Origin of the sequence: Litoreibacter ascidiaceicola, from assembly GCF_900129235.1 — a bacterium.
Classification (GTDB): domain Bacteria; phylum Pseudomonadota; class Alphaproteobacteria; order Rhodobacterales; family Rhodobacteraceae; genus Litoreibacter; species Litoreibacter ascidiaceicola.
Window position 1 is genome coordinate 384797 of record NZ_FQUV01000001.1, and the last position, 16528, is coordinate 401324.

The 16528-nt window shown below is 60.6% G+C and carries 16 protein-coding genes; 4 read left to right on the forward strand and 12 right to left on the reverse strand.

Annotated features, from left to right (window positions below; translation table 11 throughout):
- Nucleotides 1-59: 59 nt before the first annotated feature.
- The 10 genes from BUB72_RS18740 to BUB72_RS01825 form a co-directional block, all read right to left on the reverse strand.
- Nucleotides 60-236, reverse strand: coding sequence for a hypothetical protein (locus BUB72_RS18740; RefSeq protein ID WP_175549106.1), 177 nt, complete (start codon nt 234-236; stop codon nt 60-62).
- Nucleotides 237-346: 110 nt separating this feature from the next.
- Nucleotides 347-1765 carry a DegQ family serine endoprotease gene (locus BUB72_RS01785; protein ID WP_073140463.1) on the reverse strand — a complete coding sequence of 473 codons (1419 nt, stop codon included), beginning with the start codon at nt 1763-1765 and terminating at the stop codon, nt 347-349.
- A gap of 251 nt (nt 1766-2016) precedes the next feature.
- Nucleotides 2017-3018, reverse strand: coding sequence for a sterol desaturase family protein (locus BUB72_RS01790; RefSeq protein WP_073139614.1), 1002 nt, complete (start codon nt 3016-3018; stop codon nt 2017-2019).
- A gap of 45 nt (nt 3019-3063) precedes the next feature.
- Nucleotides 3064-3267 carry a DUF2065 family protein gene (locus tag BUB72_RS01795; protein ID WP_073139617.1) on the reverse strand — a complete coding sequence of 68 codons (204 nt, stop codon included), beginning with the start codon at nt 3265-3267 and terminating at the stop codon, nt 3064-3066.
- On the reverse strand, nt 3267-4151 hold the full coding sequence (hflC, locus tag BUB72_RS01800) for a protease modulator HflC (protein WP_073139621.1): 885 nt from the start codon (nt 4149-4151) through the stop codon (nt 3267-3269). The genes BUB72_RS01795 and hflC overlap by 1 nt, the downstream gene beginning before the upstream one ends.
- Complete coding sequence (gene hflK / locus BUB72_RS01805; RefSeq protein ID WP_073139624.1) at nt 4151-5338, reverse strand: FtsH protease activity modulator HflK; 1188 nt, start codon at nt 5336-5338, stop codon at nt 4151-4153. The genes hflC and hflK overlap by 1 nt, the downstream gene beginning before the upstream one ends.
- 72 nt (nt 5339-5410) lie before the next feature.
- Nucleotides 5411-6769, reverse strand: coding sequence for a glutathione-disulfide reductase (gorA, locus tag BUB72_RS01810; RefSeq protein ID WP_073139627.1), 1359 nt, complete (start codon nt 6767-6769; stop codon nt 5411-5413).
- Between the two features lie 15 nt (nt 6770-6784).
- The gene (gene rpiA / locus BUB72_RS01815) at nt 6785-7573 is read right to left on the reverse strand and encodes a ribose-5-phosphate isomerase RpiA (protein ID WP_073139630.1); all 789 of its coding nucleotides are present in this window, start codon (nt 7571-7573) and stop codon (nt 6785-6787) included.
- A gap of 61 nt (nt 7574-7634) precedes the next feature.
- Nucleotides 7635-8720, reverse strand: a complete 1086-nt coding sequence (locus BUB72_RS01820) for a Hint domain-containing protein (RefSeq protein WP_073139633.1) — start codon at nt 8718-8720, stop codon at nt 7635-7637.
- 96 nt (nt 8721-8816) lie between these two features.
- The gene (locus BUB72_RS01825) at nt 8817-9521 is read right to left on the reverse strand and encodes a thiamine diphosphokinase (RefSeq protein WP_281250171.1); all 705 of its coding nucleotides are present in this window, start codon (nt 9519-9521) and stop codon (nt 8817-8819) included.
- Nucleotides 9522-9620: 99 nt separating this feature from the next.
- Between BUB72_RS01825 and BUB72_RS01830 the strand changes: the two genes are divergently transcribed.
- Nucleotides 9621-11966, forward strand: coding sequence for a hypothetical protein (locus tag BUB72_RS01830; RefSeq protein ID WP_139250587.1), 2346 nt, complete (start codon nt 9621-9623; stop codon nt 11964-11966).
- A gap of 388 nt (nt 11967-12354) precedes the next feature.
- Here BUB72_RS01830 and BUB72_RS01835 read toward each other — a convergent pair whose 3' ends face one another.
- Nucleotides 12355-12594, reverse strand: coding sequence for a DUF2842 domain-containing protein (locus BUB72_RS01835; RefSeq protein ID WP_073139639.1), 240 nt, complete (start codon nt 12592-12594; stop codon nt 12355-12357).
- A 4-nt stretch (nt 12595-12598) separates the two neighbouring features.
- On the reverse strand, nt 12599-13894 hold the full coding sequence (locus tag BUB72_RS01840) for an adenylosuccinate synthase (protein ID WP_073139640.1): 1296 nt from the start codon (nt 13892-13894) through the stop codon (nt 12599-12601).
- A 142-nt stretch (nt 13895-14036) separates the two neighbouring features.
- Between BUB72_RS01840 and secG the strand changes: the two genes are divergently transcribed.
- From secG to BUB72_RS01855, 3 genes are all read left to right on the forward strand, one after another.
- Nucleotides 14037-14405 carry a preprotein translocase subunit SecG gene (gene secG, locus BUB72_RS01845; protein WP_073139643.1) on the forward strand — a complete coding sequence of 123 codons (369 nt, stop codon included), beginning with the start codon at nt 14037-14039 and terminating at the stop codon, nt 14403-14405.
- A gap of 180 nt (nt 14406-14585) precedes the next feature.
- Nucleotides 14586-16229 (forward strand): CTP synthase, encoded by a 1644-nt coding sequence (locus tag BUB72_RS01850; protein WP_073139646.1) that lies wholly within the window; start codon nt 14586-14588, stop codon nt 16227-16229.
- A complete protein-coding gene (locus BUB72_RS01855; protein ID WP_073139651.1) occupies nt 16229-16522 on the forward strand; it encodes a DUF1330 domain-containing protein in 294 nt (97 codons plus the stop codon). Before BUB72_RS01850 ends, BUB72_RS01855 begins: the two co-directional genes overlap by 1 nt.
- Nucleotides 16523-16528: the final 6 nt, after the last annotated feature.

Consider the following 16528-nt stretch of genomic DNA (forward strand, 5'->3'; position numbering starts at 1 on the left):
TACCGGACACTCCGAAAAGGACTGTCTGGCCGAGGCCCTACCAAATCAAGCCCGCGCGATTACTTCTTGTCGCGCGCGGTTTTCTCTTCTTTGGTCAGCTTGTTGTTCCACACATTGTTGCTCAGGCCCAGCTCGGCCGGCAGGGGTTTGGTCTTGCCGACGCTGACTGTGCCGCCCTTGTTCAGGAACTCCTGGATAAGCGCATCATCTGTGGTTTCTTTAGGGACATGTTTCATAAAATCAAGCGTAGCAGGTCCACAAATCCTAGGCAACACGAGCAGGCCCTGCGGACAGAAAAAGGGCGCCCCGACCGGAGCGCCCTTTCATGTCTTCGGTAAGGCAGCGCTTACTCTTCGAGACTAAGTGCCACGAAACGCGGATCACCCTCGCGGCGGATCAGCATCAGGAAGGATTTGCGCCCGCCCTCTTTGGCCTCGTCGATGCGGGCCTCCAGATCGTCCACGGACGCGATCTTTTGCTGGCCAGCTTCCACGATCAGATCACCTGCACGCAGGCCTTTCTCGAACGCGTCACTGTCTTCGGCCACGTCCTTGACCACAAGACCTTCAAGCCCGGCGTCCAGACCAAGTTGCTCGCGCAGATCGTCGTTCAACACGGCAACCGTCATGCCAAGGATTTTCGTCTCCTCGACGTCGGCCTTATCCATGGCAACCGGTACGGCGGTGGCTTCTGCCTCTTCACGGCGGCCCAAGGTCACCTTCAGCGTCTCGGATTTGCCCTCGCGGATCACCACCACGCGGACAGCTTTGCCAACGCTCGTGTTACCCACCAAGCGCACCAGTTCGCGAGTGTCTTCGACCTCATTGCCGTCAAAGGTGATGATCACATCACCGGCCTTGATCCCGGACTCTTTGCCCGGACCTTCCGGCACATCCGTGACCAGCGCGCCCTTGGCATCCGCCAGCTCCAGCGCTTCGGCCACATCTGCGGTCACGTCCTGAATACGGACGCCCAACCAGCCACGGCGGGTTTCGCCGAACTCTTTGAGCTGGTCCACAACCTTGGTGACCACGTTGGAGGCCATGGAGAAGCCGATCCCGATGGAGCCGCCCGACGGCGACAGGATCGCGGTGTTCACACCGATAACTTCCGCGTTCACGTTGAACAGCGGGCCGCCGGAGTTGCCGCGGTTGATGGCGGCGTCGGTCTGGATGAAGTCGTCATAGGTGCCCGACAATGCGCGGCCACGTTGCGACACAATCCCTGCAGAGACCGAGAAGCCCTGGCCCAGCGGGTTCCCAACAGCCACGACCCAGTCGCCCACGCGGGCGGCGTCGCTGTCACCGAAGGAGACGAATGGCAACGGCTTGTCGCTTTCGACCTTCAACAGTGCGATGTCGGTTTTCGGATCGGTGCCGATTAGTTTGGCATCCAGCTTTTCACCCGAGAAGAACTCGATTTCGATCTCGTCAGCCTTGTCGATCACGTGGTTGTTGGTAACGATGTAGCCGTCCTCGGAAATCACGAAGCCCGACCCAAGCGCGGAGGAGCGGCGCGGACGCTGGCCCTCTTGCTGGCGATCAAGGAAGTCCTTGAAGAAGTCTTCCAGTGGCGAGCCTTCCGGCACGATCGGGCGCGGGCCTTGATCCACACCGGCCACGGTGGTCGATGTGGTAATGTTTACCACTGCGGGGCTAACCTGATCGGCCAGATCCGCAAAGCTCTCGGGCATCTTGGCATTGGCGGAAATCGCCTGCGCCAGAACCAGCGCCAAACCAAGCATCAACGCGGTAAACGCCCGCATCGTGCCTGTCTGCCTGTTTGTTTGAGTGAGAATATCTGCTTTCACGTCTTCGCTCCTTTGCGAACTCTACCTGTGCGCGAGCCCCCACCCTGAAACAGGAAGGCCGCGTCGTCCCTTTAAACTGAGCGCCTGCGCGGGTGTTATCAAGCACCTCGGCTGTCGCAATCCTTCAACTCACTGTGAGAGTTGTGTCAGTGACGCGCAAGACAACATAGCACATCAGCGCGGCTGGATGGCGAATTCACGCCGGATTACGGTCTGGTCCGCGCTGCACGGAACCGCGCATCCGCCTCTGGCGTGCCATCGTGGAAGCTGCCGAACCACTTGTCCAACGGCACCGCGCTCTCGCCGAAATTCACTGTGTGATAGCGGTGATGAAGGTAATGCATCAGCTTTTCCTTGCGGATCGCGGCGGCGTCGCCAAAGATCAGTTCGTCAAAACCGGAATGGCTGACGGCTGGCCCCAAGGCCGTGGTCACCCCGTTGAACATCATATGCAGCGGATGCGACGGCACGATGAGGTGGATCAGCATGCAGCTAAAGTAGATGACATGCTCTACCGGATGCATGGCCATGCCCGACCACGGCCCGACATTGACGTTCTTGTGGTGCAGATAATGCACCGTGCGGTAGAGCGGTGGCCAATGGATCAGCCGGTGTATCCAGTAAAAATGGAAGTTGCGCCAGAACGGCATGAGCAGCATCCACAGCACGAACCAGACAGGGTTCGCAGCCAACCCGCTAAAGGGCAAGGCGTTGTTGGCATAGCCCCACCACAGGCCCACCTCGAACAGGGACCAGACCAACACGCCAACCATGGACCAGAACACATTGTCATAGACCTGATCGCGAAACAGGAACCGCTTGTCGTTCGTCGCCATCCAGTTGGCGTTATACTTCCGCTTCCGCCCCTGCCCGCGCAGACGGTACAGCCATAGGTGCAACGCGCCGGTGAACAACCCGACCATCACCACATTGCGCAGCAGGATTTCCAACACCCATCCCGGCGATAAGACCTGCATCCGCGCCATCTCGGGCGTGAAGAACAGGTAGGCGATGACGGTGATCAGCAAATAGACCCCGTACCAAGGCACCAGAAATCCGGGCACGCCAAAGAACCATTTGGCGACGATTTTCGGTGTCGTGGGCCAGTCAAAGAGCGGCATGAAGCCGACAGGGCGTTCCGGGCGCCACTCGCCACGGCGGTCACGCTCTTGCCCGTGCTCGTCGATGTTGGTGTCGTCGTTGCTCATGCGGTCAAATTAGCGCCGCGCGGTCGTCATCAGTCAAGGGTAACTTCAAGGAGCGCTGAACGCTCCCTTGGCCAGCCACACGCACAGCACCCCAAGCGCCACCGCGCCCAGCCCCATCATCCGGCGGGTTTCGGGCGGGATTTCGGCCAACGCCTTCACGATGTCCTCCATGCGCGAAGGGGCCAGTGCAAGCACCAGCCCCTCGACCACGAGCACAAGACCAATGGCCAGTGCAATATGGGTTAGCATCAGTTTGCTGCCGCGCCTTGGTCCGACTTCAGATAGTCGAAGAACGCGTTGTCAGGGTTGATCACCAGCGTCGAGTTGCTGCCCTTGATCGCATTCTCATACGCATCCAGCGAGCGACGGAATTCAAAGAATTCCTCGTCCGCGCCATAGGCATCCGCAAAAATCGCGTTGCGGCGGGCGTCGGCTTCACCACGGGTGATGTCCGCAGATTTTTGCGCCTCGGAGACCAGCTCCACAACGGTACGGTCGGCTTGCGCCCGAACCCTGAGGGCCGCCTCTTCACCGCGGGCAATCTCGTCCGCAGCTTCACGTTCACGCTCTGCGCGCATCCGGCTGAAGGTCGATTCAAGGTTCTGCTCCGGCAGGTTGGTTTGCTTCAGACGCACATCCACAACCTCAAGACCCAGCGGCAAGGCTTTGGCGCGGGCCTGAACGGTGATGCGCTGCATCAGCGCGGCACGGTCAGCGGACAAAATGGTGTTTGACGTCACACCATCCGAGCCCAGAACCTCCCGAATAACTGGGTTCAGGATGCCCTCAAGACGATCCTCGGCGGCGGCAAGACCACCAACACCCACCGCTTGGCGGAACTGGACCACGTCAGAGACGCGGTAGCGCGCGAAGGCGTCCACGACCAGACGACGGTCATCGGAGGGCGTCACTTCGGTTGGCACGGTGTCCAGCGACAGAATGCGGTCGTCATATTTGACCACATCCTGAATGAACGGAACTTTGAAGGCGAGGCCCGGGTCTTCCTTGACAGATTTGATCTGCCCGAATTGCAGCACCAGTGCCTTTTCGCGCTCGTCGACGATAAACACCGACGACAGGATCACGAAAACGATGCCCACGAGGGCTGCGAGTGACAGGGTTCCTTTGGTCATCAGTTGGACCCTCCAGTGTTAGATGTGCCAGAGTTGGACGTGCCAGAGCGGATCAGCTCGTTGAGCGGCAGGTATTGAACAACGCCCTGCCCTCCGCTGCCATCCGTTTTGCTGTCGAGGATAATCTTGTTGGCACCGCCATAGACCCGCTCGACCGTTTCCAGCCACAAACGCTTGCGTGTCACGTCAGGGGCTTTGGTGTACTCTTCGAGGATCGCCGAGAAGCGCGATGCTTCACCTTCGGCTTGGTTGACCTGCTGGGCACGGTAGGCTTCGGCCTGCTCCAGAAGTTGGGCCGCTTCACCCCGTGCACCCGCAAGTTTGCGGTTGGCATAGGTGTCGGCTTGGCGTTGCAGCGTGTCGCGTTTCTGTTCGGCGGCTTGCACCTCACGGAAGCTGTCGATCACCTCACGCGGCGGGTCGGCCTTGTCGAGGTTGAGACGCACGATATTCACGCCGGAATCGTATTGGTCCATCGTGTTCTGGATCAGCTCGAGCGTGGTATCGGCAATCGACTGACGATCGCGGTTCAGGATGGGTGCCAGCTCGGAGCGTGCGATAACTTCGCGCATCGCAGATTCAGACACGGCGCGAATGGTTTCGCGCGGCGCGGCTAGATTGAACAGGTACTTGGCAGGGTCGTTGATGTTCCACACCACTTGGAAGTCCACATCGACGATGTTTTCATCCGTGGTCAGCATCAGGCCGCTTTCGCCGCGACCGCCAACACCGATATCCTCGGTCTGCTCTCGCGTCACAGGCAGCACTTCGGCAGTCACAACGGGCCAAGGCGCGAAGTTCAGGCCGGGGCCACCCGTGGCGGAGTATTCGCCGAGGAACAGCTCGACCGATTGTTCTTCAGGCTTCACGGTATAGAACGACTGGAACAGCCACAGCGCAACCGCGCCCAGCGCGATCAGGCCGAACGTGCCTTTGGAGAAGCCGCCGCCGACGCCACCGCCGCCTGTGCCGTTGTTATTGGAGCCGCCACCGCGACCGCCCATCAGCACGCGCAGTTGCTCCTGGCCTTTCTTCATCAGCTCGTCGATTTCCGGGATCTGGGGGCTGTCGCCACCAGGTTTGCGGCCACCGCCGCCCCCGTTGCCCGAACCGTTAGATCCGCCTTGATCGTCTCCTCCGCCGCGGTTTCCACCGCCGCCCCAAGGTCCGCCATTGTTACCGGCCATGCAGCATTATCCTCTTATGAATTCTTCTACGTTCTTTGGTTATGTCTTAGGTGGGTCTCTGACCCTTCGAAATCAAGCACTTCTTACAGGTGTTTTCATGGTGACCAATTCTTCCGACATGGTCGGATGCACGGCGCAAACCTGATAGAACTGCGCCTTGGTGGCCTTCATCTTTACGGCGATGCCCGCCAGCTGGATCATCTCCCCCGCCCCTGGGGCCACGATGTGGCAGCCCAAAACGACATCGGTGTTCTTGCACACGACCAGCTTCATCAACACGCGGTCCTCGCGGCCAACGAAGGCTTGCTGCATCGGCCTGAACGAGGTCGCGTAGATATCAATCGGCCCCGCATCGCGCGCTTGTTCCTCGGACATGCCCACGGTGCCTAGCTCCGGCTGGGTGAACACCGCCGACGGGATCAGCTCGTGGTCGACCGGCGTCGGGTTGCCTTTGAACACGGTTTCCACAAACGCCATGCCCTCGCGGATTGCCACAGGGGTCAGGTTCACGCGGTTGGTCACATCGCCAATGGCATAGATCGAGGGCTGGCCGGTCTGGCTGTATTCGTCGACGACGATCTCGCCACGACGTCCCACTTCCACATCGACATTTTCAAGCCCGAGGTTTTCGGTATTGGGCGCGCGACCCGTGGCATAGAGCACCTTCTCGAAATGGGTCTCCGTGCCGTTGGTGGCTTTCACCGTCAGCCCGCCATCGGCTTGCTGCAAGTCCAGAATATTGGTGCCCGTATGGATCGCGATGCCCCGCGCCTCCATCATGTCGGCAATCAAGCCGCGGGCCTCGTCGTCAAAGCCGCGCAGGATTTGCGCGCCGCGGTAGAACATCGTCACCTCGACGCCCAGCCCGTGCATGATGCAGGCAAACTCGCAGGCAATGAAGCCGCCGCCGACGATCAGCAGGGATTTGGGCAACTTGTCGAGATGGAAGATGTCATCGGACACCATCGCCAGACTGGTGTCGAAATTCTCGCTTGGGCGGACAGGACGCCCGCCGGTGGCAATCAGAATATGCTTGGCGGTTTTCTTGGTGCCGTCGCCCAGCGCCACGGTATGCGCATCGACGATGGTCGCGCGGGAGGCGAATGCCTCCACGCCGGAGTTCTTCAGCAGATTCTGGTACACCCCTTCAAGGCGGTCCAGCTCGTTGTTCAGGCGGGTGGCGAATTTGGTCCAGTCGAAGTCCCCCATGGAGACCTCCCAGCCGTAATCGCCCGCCTCGCCCATCGCGTCGCGGTAGCTGGATGCGAATACCATCAGTTTCTTGGGCACGCAGCCACGGATCACGCAAGTGCCGCCCATACGGCTTTCTTCGGCCAGACCGACCTTGGCACCGCCGCCCGCGGCCACACGCGCCGCACGTACGCCGCCAGAGCCGCCACCAATAACGAAAAGGTCGAAGTCGAAATCCATCTGCGCTGTCCTTACTTAATCTGCAATATCGACAAACAGGTTGTCCGTTTCCTGCACGTCGATCTGCTCGTGCTCCACGGTCCCGTTGTTGATGTCGCGGACTTCCACAGAGCCGTCGCCATTGCCAATCACAACCACGTCACAGATGTCGATGAACAACCCGTTCTCCACCACGCCCGGAATTTGGTTCATCACCAAAGACAGCTGGCGCGGGTTGCCGATGCGGCGCAGATGCAGGTCCAGAATGTAGTTACCCTCGTCGGTGATGCAGGGTGACGCGCCGTTCATCCGCAGCGACGCGGTGCGGCCCAGCACATCAAGGTTGACCAATGTCTCCTCGATCAGGGCCTTGGTGGTTTGCCAGCCGAAGGGGATAACCTCCACGGGCAACGGGAACGCGCCAAGGGTTTCGACCTGTTTGGACAGGTCCGCGATCACGATCATCTGGTCCGACGCCGTGGCGACGATCTTTTCCATCAGCAACGCCGCACCGCCGCCTTTGATCAGGTTCAGGTTGTGGTCATACTCATCCGTGCCGTCGATGGTCAGATCCAGCCATTTGGCCTCGTCCAGCGTCACGATCGGAACGCCGACCTGTCGCGCCAGCTCGGCGGTACGGGTGGAGGTGGCGACGCCCGTGATTTTCAATCCGTCATTGCGCACCATTTCCCCAAGACACTTTACCATCCACGCCGCAGTTGAGCCCGTGCCGAGGCCGACCTTCATGCCGTCCTCCACATAATCCACCGCGCGCTTGGCGGCGACGAACTTGGCTTTGTCGATAGGGGAAAGCGTGCCTGACATAGTTGCATCCTCGTGTGGTGTCCGAGGCGCTTATACGCGCTATCACCGCGAGGGGCGAGGCTTAATGGAGCGAAAAATACCGCTCCCTTTCGGAAACCCGAGTTGCGGTTGCACCCCGCCCCGACTGAGAGCGCATGGAGGCCATCATACGTTGCGCGGCGCTGGCCCCGAGGCACGGGCGCACAGGCGTGGCGGGCGACTGGATTTCCCCGTTCGCGATCAACCTTTCCAAACAGTTGCGCTGCGCCGGTAGAAGGGTGTCCAAGCACAGCTGCCCCAGCAACAGGCTTTCCGCAAAAGCGCCATTGGCGGTGACGATCTGGTGGTGCGTGAACGCAAGGTGCACCCAGCGTGCAAAGCGGCGTCCGCGCATGAAACGCACCCCGCGCAGCTGCCCGATCAGCGCCTTGGCGGGAACCAGCATTTCCTTGGGCGCAAGCCCTGCCGCCTGCGCGTCATGGCCCAAAAGTATCCGGTGTTGCCCCGAGACGATCAAATCGCGCGCGGACCGCCCTGCGCCCAAGGCACCGGCTGGAATAAAAACCGGAAGGTCGGCGTCTCGCGCCCGTCGCAAGTCCACCCGCCGGTCGCAGCGCCACTGCACAGGTTGCGGGCCGTGATCGAGCGTCGTCACCAATTGGCCTGGCAGGACATCGCCCGCGGCCATCGGGCCATCCGGCGTCTCGATCAGCGTGCCTGCATCAAAGCACGGCACGGAATGCGCCGTATAGTAGCCATGACCCATGGTGTTATTCGAGTTGATCCAAGTGGAAAAAGTAACGTCATACACCATTCCCGGCACAAGGGGCTGGCTTGGTAGGTAGCCCACATGAACACCGTCGACCTCAATCCGGTCAATTGTGATCTTCGTCCCGTCCGGCGCTTCGAGTTTGGCAAATGCATCAGCATAGACGTCCCCCGCCTCTATCACATTGCCCTGATCATCATAGGCCGTCCCGACCTGATTGCCGTCCTCACCTTCCGGGTCACCTTCATCTGATCCGTCAAACTGACTATCGTCGTCGCTATATTCGACCAGATTGCGGTCCGTTTTAAAGTCATAGGACGACGACAGTGTAAACGTGTCCGTCGCAGGATCGTACACCAGCGCGTCAGGGGCGTAGGTATGAAAACTGTAGTTGGCCATGGCAGTCGCTCCGGAGCATCCGAAGCCCTGCCTGACAGCGAAAAGCTAATTCGGGCCTACAACGCGGAGCTAAATGCCGAAAGTTTTAGCCAAACCTTATGAAGACGCGACAAGCCGGTCCAAAACCGCATCCACATGCGCGACCGGTAAAAGCACCAGCATCAGCCGTGCCGACAGCGACAGCGACACCGGCCCGGTCACCTCGTTGGACGTACCGCCGCGCGTCGACGGCGACATGACAAGCCCGTCAATCGGGTAGAGCAGCCCCGTGCTGGTCCCCGAAACCTCCCCCATCGGATACAGCGAAAAGCGCGTGCCCACAGGCAGGTCGATCTCGAACGTCAGGGGCGCAAGGAAACACAGGTCTTCCTCCCCCATCAAGATGCAGCGCTGGTCGGGGTGGCGCACAAGCGCGGTGCAGGCGGCCAGTTGGTGATCCAGCCGTCCGCCAGAAAAGCCATGCGCCAGAATGGCAGGGGCAGAGACCGACCGCAGGCATTTTTCGAAATCGGTGCTGTCCTGCTCGGCGATATGATGCACGCGGGACGGGTCCAGCTTGCGGCGCGCGGCATCACTCAGACTGTCCAGATCGCCGATCACCGCCTCGGGCTGCAGACCGTGCTCGACGGCAAGGTCGGCCCCGCCATCCGCGCAAACCAGAATCGGAGCCATCTTAAGCGATTGATTCACATGGCTAAAATGTGTCGAAGCCCCACCCAAAAGTGTCATAAATAAGGGGGTGTGCACAATTCTTGCCATACTGCGTGTATTAATGGACACACTGGAAACAAACGGCAACATTTCTACGTATAATTCATCGGAAAACAGACGATTTCGTTTTGGTTCGGAATTTTCGGGGTGGTAGTTTGAACAGGTGGTTGGGGAGAAAGTGAGTTTACCGTGGTTGGTGATAGTAAGATTCTAACAGTCTCGTATGGGACGTTTTCATGTACGCTAGAGGGGTTCGACGAGCCGTTCTCGACGATGAAGGCAATTGCGGAGTATTTCCGCGATCTGGCGGCTGATGACCGCTACTTCGGCGCGGAGCCTCCGACGCCGGATACCGAAATGCTGCACCAGATTGCAGAGCGCACGATCCAGCGCCGTGTCGCTGCCGAACTGGCAGAGAACGGGGTGATCCTGCGCCAGACCGAGGCGAGCCAGCAGCCCGCCCCAGAGGCACGCGCCCTGGCGGTCGAGATGCCGAAAGCCGAGCGCCGGGAAGAGCAGAGCCCCGCGCCGAAGGCAGACGTCATGTCCTCCGTGTCCGACGTGCCGACCGCACCGCAGCGGTCTCCTGTCCGTGCCGCCGTGGCCTCCACGATTGCCGCGCCGGAACATGGCGGTGGCGATACGGTTGCCGAGAAGTTGCAACGCATCCGTGCCGTAGTGGCCCGCGAAAACGCGGCCCCTGCCCCCTACAGCGAAGACCAGCACGCCGAGGAATTTGGCGCGACCGGATTTGAGGACCTCGAAGAAGACGCGCCTAGCGCACTGTTCGACACGCCCTTGGACACCGGTTTCGATGCAGGCTTCGAAGAGGAAGACGAAGATGCGCTGAACGCTGTGATGGCTGGCCTGACGGACGCCGACGCCGCAGACGGTGTTGCCGAGGAAGACACGGACGTCGCCGACGACCCTGTCGTCGAGGACGTTACAGAAGATATTTCTGACGACACAGACGTCGAGGCCCAAGAGGCCGAAGCTGAAGTGGCGGAAGCTGAAGCAACTGACGAAGTCGAAGCTGAAGCGGTGGAAGAAGTCAAAGCCGAGGTCACTGAAGATGTGGCTGAGGACGACGTCGAGACTGTTGAGGCAGAGGCTGCACAAGACGCCGAGCCGGAAGCTGAAGACGACGTGGCCGAAGTAGAGGCGGAAGTCGAAGCTTCCGACGACGCAGCGGTTGAGGATGACGACACCGAAGCCAACGCCCTGCGTGAAGCTGTGGCCGAGGACGACACAACAGATGCGGCGCCAGAGGAAATCGAACCCCTGCGCACCAAGCCGCGCCGCCGGATCGTTGTTCAAAAAATCTCCCGTGCTGACATGGAAGCCGCTCGCGCTGCCAAAGAGGCCGAACTTCCGCCAGAGTTGGAAGCCGAGCTGATGGCCGAGCTGGCCGAAGTTGAGGCCGAAGTGGCACCTGTTGAGGAAGCAGCTGTCGAGGACAGTGTTGCAGAAGATGTCGCTGACGATGTTGAAGCAGCTGTCGAGGACGAGCCACAGGACGACGATGCGGATGACATCCTGTCCCGTCTGACGGACTCGCTTGATGATCCGGTTGCAGATCACGAAGAGGTCGCGCCGACGTCCATCATGGACGAGGATGACGACTCGGACGATGTGCTGAAATCCTTGATGGAAGATGCTGACAGCGCCGAAGTCGACGCTGAAGTCGAGGCAGAAGCTGAAACCGAAGTAGAAGCCGAGGCTGAAACTGAGGTCGAAGCCGCTGACGTGGAAGCAGACGTTGAGGACAACGCAGACGAAGCTGCCGAAACCCATGCCGAAGAGGACGCCCCGAAACGCAAGTCTTTCGCCGCAATGGCCGAAGACGACGCAATCGAGCGCCTGATGAGCACCACAAGCTCGCGTCTGGAAAATGATGAAAGCTCGGTCCGCCGCGCCTCCATCGCGCATCTCAAGGCCGCTGTGGCTGCGACCAAAGCCGACAGCAGCATCGCGGAAGCCGCAGACAAGCGTGACGAAGAAGAACTGGACCAGTATCGCGACGATCTGGCCCGTGTGGTTCGCCCTTCGCGCCCTGTGGCCTCCGGTGGTCGCTCTGACCGTCCGTCACCTTTGGTGTTGGTCAGCGAGCAGCGTATCGATCATCCAGCGGTCGCACCCGATGCAGTGGCAGCTTCTGCCGCCGACATTGATGTGCGCCCACGTCGCGTGACCCGTGGCAACCTGGCCCTGCAAGAAGAGATGGAAGAGGAATTCGACGACGAAAACCTGTTCACCGAGGACGCCCAGATCACCTTCGCAGAATATGCCGCGAAAGCCGGTGCTTTGGAACTTCCCGACCTGCTGGAAGCCGCCGCTGCGCATTACATTGAAATCGAGGGGGCCGAGCATTTCACCCGTCCGATGCTGATGCGCAAACTGGCACAGGTCTCCGGCCCCGAAGCCCCATCGCGTGAGGATGGCCTGCGCGCCTTCGGCACGCTGCTTCGGACCGGCAAGATCGTCAAAACCGACAATGGCAAATTCACGCTCTCCAAGAGTTCGCAATTTGCCTAAAGAGGCCCGCTGACCGGGTCTGCTCCCGGTCGGGCACCAACCACGGGACGGGGGACGCAGCAATGCGTCCCCCGTTTCGCGTTTGCGGGCACAGGTTTTGCCGCGTCGGGGGATTTTTCCCCGCGCGGTGTCGCGTATCTCGGTGCTGGGGTTAGAAAAGGCGGCGCCGCCGATATGGCTCTGCCGGACAGGGTTTTACCCCCGCATGTCCTTTCGGGGCATGACAGCCCCTTGCTCACCGGTGATTTTCGGACTGCCCCACGAGACCGGAGGTTTTCCAGTACGCAGGATCCTGAACCACGTTTGTTGACGTCGAGAAGGGGTATAGCGCAGTGCGGTTAACTTTTGCTGAGGGCACCGCGCGCAGCGACGGGGCCAGACCTCTGTCTCAGGAATTTGGATCTCGCTCGTCATCCGCGTCAGGATCGGCTTGGCCGATACCCTTGAAGATGAACTTGAACGGCAGCGCCCAGACAATGCCGAGGCCCAGATAAATCGCCAACTCCACCAAAACGTTGGGCCGCTCCAGCGTGCCGACCGCCCACCACGCCACAGCGATATAGAGCGGCAGCCCGATGACAAGGATCACCAACGCCCAACGGCGACGGGCTTTGTAGCTCAGCGCCATCAGATCAATCCGAGAACGGGTCGGTGACGAGGATCGTGTCTTCACGCTCCGGCGAGGTCGACAGCAAGGCCACAGGGCAGTCGATCAACTCTTCAACACGGCGCACATATTTGATTGCCTCCGCTGGCAGATCGGCCCAAGAGCGCGCGCCTTCGGTCGATTGCGACCAGCCGGGCATGGTCTCGTAGATGGGTGTGCAACGCGCTTGTTGGCTGGAGGCCGTGGGCAGGTAGTCGATGCGTTCGCCGTCCAGCTCGTAGCCGACGCAGATTTTCAGCTCCTCGAAGCCGTCGAGCACGTCCAGCTTGGTGAACGCGATGCCCGACACGCCGGAAGTGGCACAGGTCTGGCGCACCAGAACCGCGTCGAACCAGCCGCAGCGGCGCTGCCGTCCGGTGACGGTACCGAACTCGTGGCCCCGCTCGCCCAGACGCTGACCGTCTGCGTCGTTCAACTCGCACGGGAACGGGCCTTCGCCGACGCGGGTGGTGTAGGCCTTGACGATGCCCAGCACGAAATCAATCGCCCCCGGCCCCATGCCGGAGCCGGTCGCCGCCTGCCCTGCGATCACGTTGGAGGAGGTCACGAACGGGTACGTTCCGAAGTCGATATCCAGCAACGCGCCTTGCGCGCCTTCAAACAGGATGCGCTTGCCCGCTTTGCGTTTCTCGGCCAGCACCTTCCAGACGGGGGCCGCGAATTGCAGCACCGAGGGCGCGATGGCTTCGAGCGACGCCAGCAAGGCGTCGCGATCCACAGGTTCCAGCCCCATGCCCCGACGCAGCGCGTCGTGATGCACCAAAAGGCGGTCCACACGGGTCTCCAGCGTTTCGCGGTCGGCCAGATCGGCGACGCGGATGGCACGACGGCCGACCTTGTCTTCATAGGCTGGCCCAATGCCGCGACCGGTGGTGCCGATCTTGGTGCCGGGATTCGCGGCCTCTTCACGGGCGCGGTCCAACTCGCCATGCACGGGCAGGATCAGCGGGGTGTTTTCCGCGATCATCAGGTTGTCGCGGTTGATCTCGACGCCTTGGCCTTGCAGCAAGGCGATCTCTTTTTCCAGATGCCACGGGTCCAGCACCACGCCGTTGCCGATGACAGACAGCTTGCCGCCGCGCACGATGCCCGAGGGCAGCAGCGACAGCTTGTAGACCTTGCCATCAATGACCAGCGTATGGCCTGCATTGTGACCGCCTTGGAAGCGCGCGATGACGTCTGCACGCTCCGACAACCAGTCCACGATCTTGCCTTTGCCTTCGTCGCCCCATTGCGCGCCGACAACTACCACATTGGCCATGCTGAATTCCTTGTCCCGGAGATTAAACCCGCGCCCGTATACAAGCGCTGCCCCACGGGGGAAAGCCTCAATTGGCGGGTTGCGCCACGACGCCGCCCCTACTACATACCACCGGAACAATTGCGTCATAGGCCCCTGCCCCATGGAAAACATCATTCTCACCGTCCACCTGATCGTCGCCTTGTGCCTGATCGTGATCGTTCTGATCCAACGCTCAGAAGGCGGTGGCCTTGGAATGGGCGGCGGTGGTGGCGGCGGTGGCGCTATGTCGGGACGTCCCGCGATTTCTGCATTGGGCAAGCTGACATGGCTGTTTGGCGTCGCCTTCGTGATCACCTCGATCAGCCTGACGGTGATGGCCGCGCGCAATTCGAATAACAGCTCGGTACTGGACACCTCTGCGATAACCGCCCCTGCCGAGGTCGAGGCCCCTGCGGGCGACGCGCTTTTGCCGCCGACCCTGCCTGCAACCGGTGATGCGCCTCTGGCCCCGCCGCGCATCGACGACTAATCCGGCGCATAAAACCAAAAAACCACTAATTCTGGGCGGTTAAGCAAAACCGCCCACATAATGTTGCGGCGCGCGGTTGCGGGAGTGCCGCGAATCCTTTATGTCTTAAATCCCGTGAGTAAGGGCATTTTCATGCCCTGAAATACCAATAAATTCAGGTTACACGGGACATATCCAGCCATGGCAAGATTCGTATTTATCACCGGCGGGGTGGTTTCCTCTTTGGGCAAAGGTCTGGCCTCGGCGGCCCTTGGCGCGCTGTTACAAGCACGCGGATATTCGGTACGCCTGCGCAAGCTGGACCCCTACCTGAACGTCGATCCCGGCACGATGAGCCCGTTCGAACATGGCGAGGTCTTCGTCACCGATGACGGCGCCGAGACCGATCTGGACCTTGGACATTACGAACGCTTCACCGGAGTGGCGGCGCGCAACACCGATTCCATTTCGTCGGGTCGGGTGTACTCCACCGTGCTGGAGAAAGAGCGCCGCGGCGACTATCTGGGCAAAACCATTCAGGTGATCCCGCATGTGACCAACGAGATTAAAGACTTCATCGCCATCGGCGAGGATGAGGTCGATTTCATGCTGTGCGAAATCGGCGGCACCGTGGGCGACATCGAAGGCCTGCCCTTCTTCGAGGCGATCCGCCAGTTCGCGCATGAACGCGAGCGCGGACAATGCCTGTTCATGCACCTGACGCTGCTGCCCTATCTGGCCGCATCGGGCGAGCTGAAGACCAAGCCGACGCAACACTCCGTCAAGGAATTGCAATCCATCGGAATCGCGCCCGATATTCTGGTCTGCCGCTCCGAGCATCCGATCCCCGAGAAGGAACGCGAAAAGCTGGCGTTGTTCTGCAACGTCCGCCCCGACAGCGTGATTGCGGCCTATGACCTCGGCTCGATCTATGACGCGCCACTGGCCTACCACAAGGAAGGGCTGGATCAGGCGGTTCTGGATGCGTTCGGAATCTCCCCCGCGCCGCAGCCCAAGCTGGGGGTGTGGGAAGACGTCTCCGACCGCGTCCATAACTACGAGGGCGAGGTGCGTATCGCCATCGTCGGCAAATACATCCAGCTTGAAGACGCCTACAAATCCATCAAGGAAGCATTGATGCATGGCGGCATGGCCAACCGCGTGAAAGTCCGCGTGGAATGGGTCGACTCGGAGGTTTTCGATCGCGAGGACGCAGCACCGCATCTGGAAGGCTACCACGCCATTCTGGTGCCCGGCGGCTTCGGCGAGCGCGGCACCGAGGGCAAGATCAAGGCGGCACAATTCGCCCGCGAGAAGAAAATCCCTTACCTTGGCATCTGTCTGGGCATGCAAATGGCGGTGATCGAAGCGGCACGGAATTTGGCAGGCATGACCGATGCCGGATCGGAAGAGTTTGACCATGAGGCTGGCAAAAAGCGTTTCACACCCGTAGTTTACCACCTGAAAGAATGGGTGCAGGGCAACCACAAGGTCAAGCGTAAGGAAACCGACGACAAGGGCGGCACTATGCGTCTGGGGGCCTATAACGCCACGCTGACCGAAGGCTCCAAGGTAGCCGAAGTCTATGGCACGACCTCGATCGAGGAACGTCACCGCCACCGCTACGAGGTCGACACCAAATACAAAGAAGCGCTTGAGGATAAGGGGCTCATCTTCTCGGGGATGTCACCGGATGGCAGCCTGCCCGAAATCGTCGAGGTCGAGGACCACCCGTGGTTCATCGGCGTGCAGTTCCACCCCGAGCTGAAATCCAAGCCCTTCGCCCCCCACCCGCTGTTCCGCGACTTCGTGCGGGCGGCCAAGGACAATTCGAGGTTGGTGTAATGCCCAAAGCCTACTGGGTCGCCCATGTGAATGTCTCGGACCCCGAGGCATACGAGCACTACAAAGCCGCGAACGCGGCCCCGTTTGCAACCTACGGCGCACGCTTCATCGTGCGTGGCGGGGCGCAAGAGGTTCGCGAAGGTGCCTCGAAATCGCGCACGGTGGTGATCGAGTTCCCGTCCCTCCAAGCCGCACAAGAGTGTTACAACAGCGCGGAATACCAAGCGGCCAAGGCGATCCGCGACCCGATCTCCGAAGGCGATCTGGTGATCGTCGAAGGCTACGACGCCTAAAGGTTG

What these genes read in the sequence shown, in the direction of transcription:
- BUB72_RS18740 (WP_175549106.1), bottom strand. Translation starts at nt 236, where the DNA reads ATGAAACATGTCCCTAAAGAAACCACAGATGATGCGCTTATCCAGGAG.
- BUB72_RS01785 (WP_073140463.1), bottom strand. Translation starts at nt 1,765, where the DNA reads ATGCGGGCGTTTACCGCGTTGATGCTTGGTTTGGCGCTGGTTCTGGCG.
- BUB72_RS01790 (WP_073139614.1), bottom strand. Translation starts at nt 3,018, where the DNA reads ATGAGCAACGACGACACCAACATCGACGAGCACGGGCAAGAGCGTGAC.
- BUB72_RS01795 (WP_073139617.1), bottom strand. Translation starts at nt 3,267, where the DNA reads ATGCTAACCCATATTGCACTGGCCATTGGTCTTGTGCTCGTGGTCGAG.
- hflC (WP_073139621.1), bottom strand. Translation starts at nt 4,151, where the DNA reads ATGACCAAAGGAACCCTGTCACTCGCAGCCCTCGTGGGCATCGTTTTC.
- hflK (WP_073139624.1), bottom strand. Translation starts at nt 5,338, where the DNA reads ATGGCCGGTAACAATGGCGGACCTTGGGGCGGCGGTGGAAACCGCGGC.
- gorA (WP_073139627.1), bottom strand. Translation starts at nt 6,769, where the DNA reads ATGGATTTCGACTTCGACCTTTTCGTTATTGGTGGCGGCTCTGGCGGC.
- rpiA (WP_073139630.1), bottom strand. Translation starts at nt 7,573, where the DNA reads ATGTCAGGCACGCTTTCCCCTATCGACAAAGCCAAGTTCGTCGCCGCC.
- BUB72_RS01820 (WP_073139633.1), bottom strand. Translation starts at nt 8,720, where the DNA reads ATGGCCAACTACAGTTTTCATACCTACGCCCCTGACGCGCTGGTGTAC.
- BUB72_RS01825 (WP_281250171.1), bottom strand. Translation starts at nt 9,521, where the DNA reads ATGTTGCCGTTTGTTTCCAGTGTGTCCATTAATACACGCAGTATGGCA.
- BUB72_RS01835 (WP_073139639.1), bottom strand. Translation starts at nt 12,594, where the DNA reads ATGGCGCTGAGCTACAAAGCCCGTCGCCGTTGGGCGTTGGTGATCCTT.
- BUB72_RS01840 (WP_073139640.1), bottom strand. Translation starts at nt 13,894, where the DNA reads ATGGCCAATGTGGTAGTTGTCGGCGCGCAATGGGGCGACGAAGGCAAA.
- secG (WP_073139643.1), top strand. Translation starts at nt 14,037, where the DNA reads ATGGAAAACATCATTCTCACCGTCCACCTGATCGTCGCCTTGTGCCTG.
- BUB72_RS01850 (WP_073139646.1), top strand. Translation starts at nt 14,586, where the DNA reads ATGGCAAGATTCGTATTTATCACCGGCGGGGTGGTTTCCTCTTTGGGC.
- BUB72_RS01855 (WP_073139651.1), top strand. Translation starts at nt 16,229, where the DNA reads ATGCCCAAAGCCTACTGGGTCGCCCATGTGAATGTCTCGGACCCCGAG.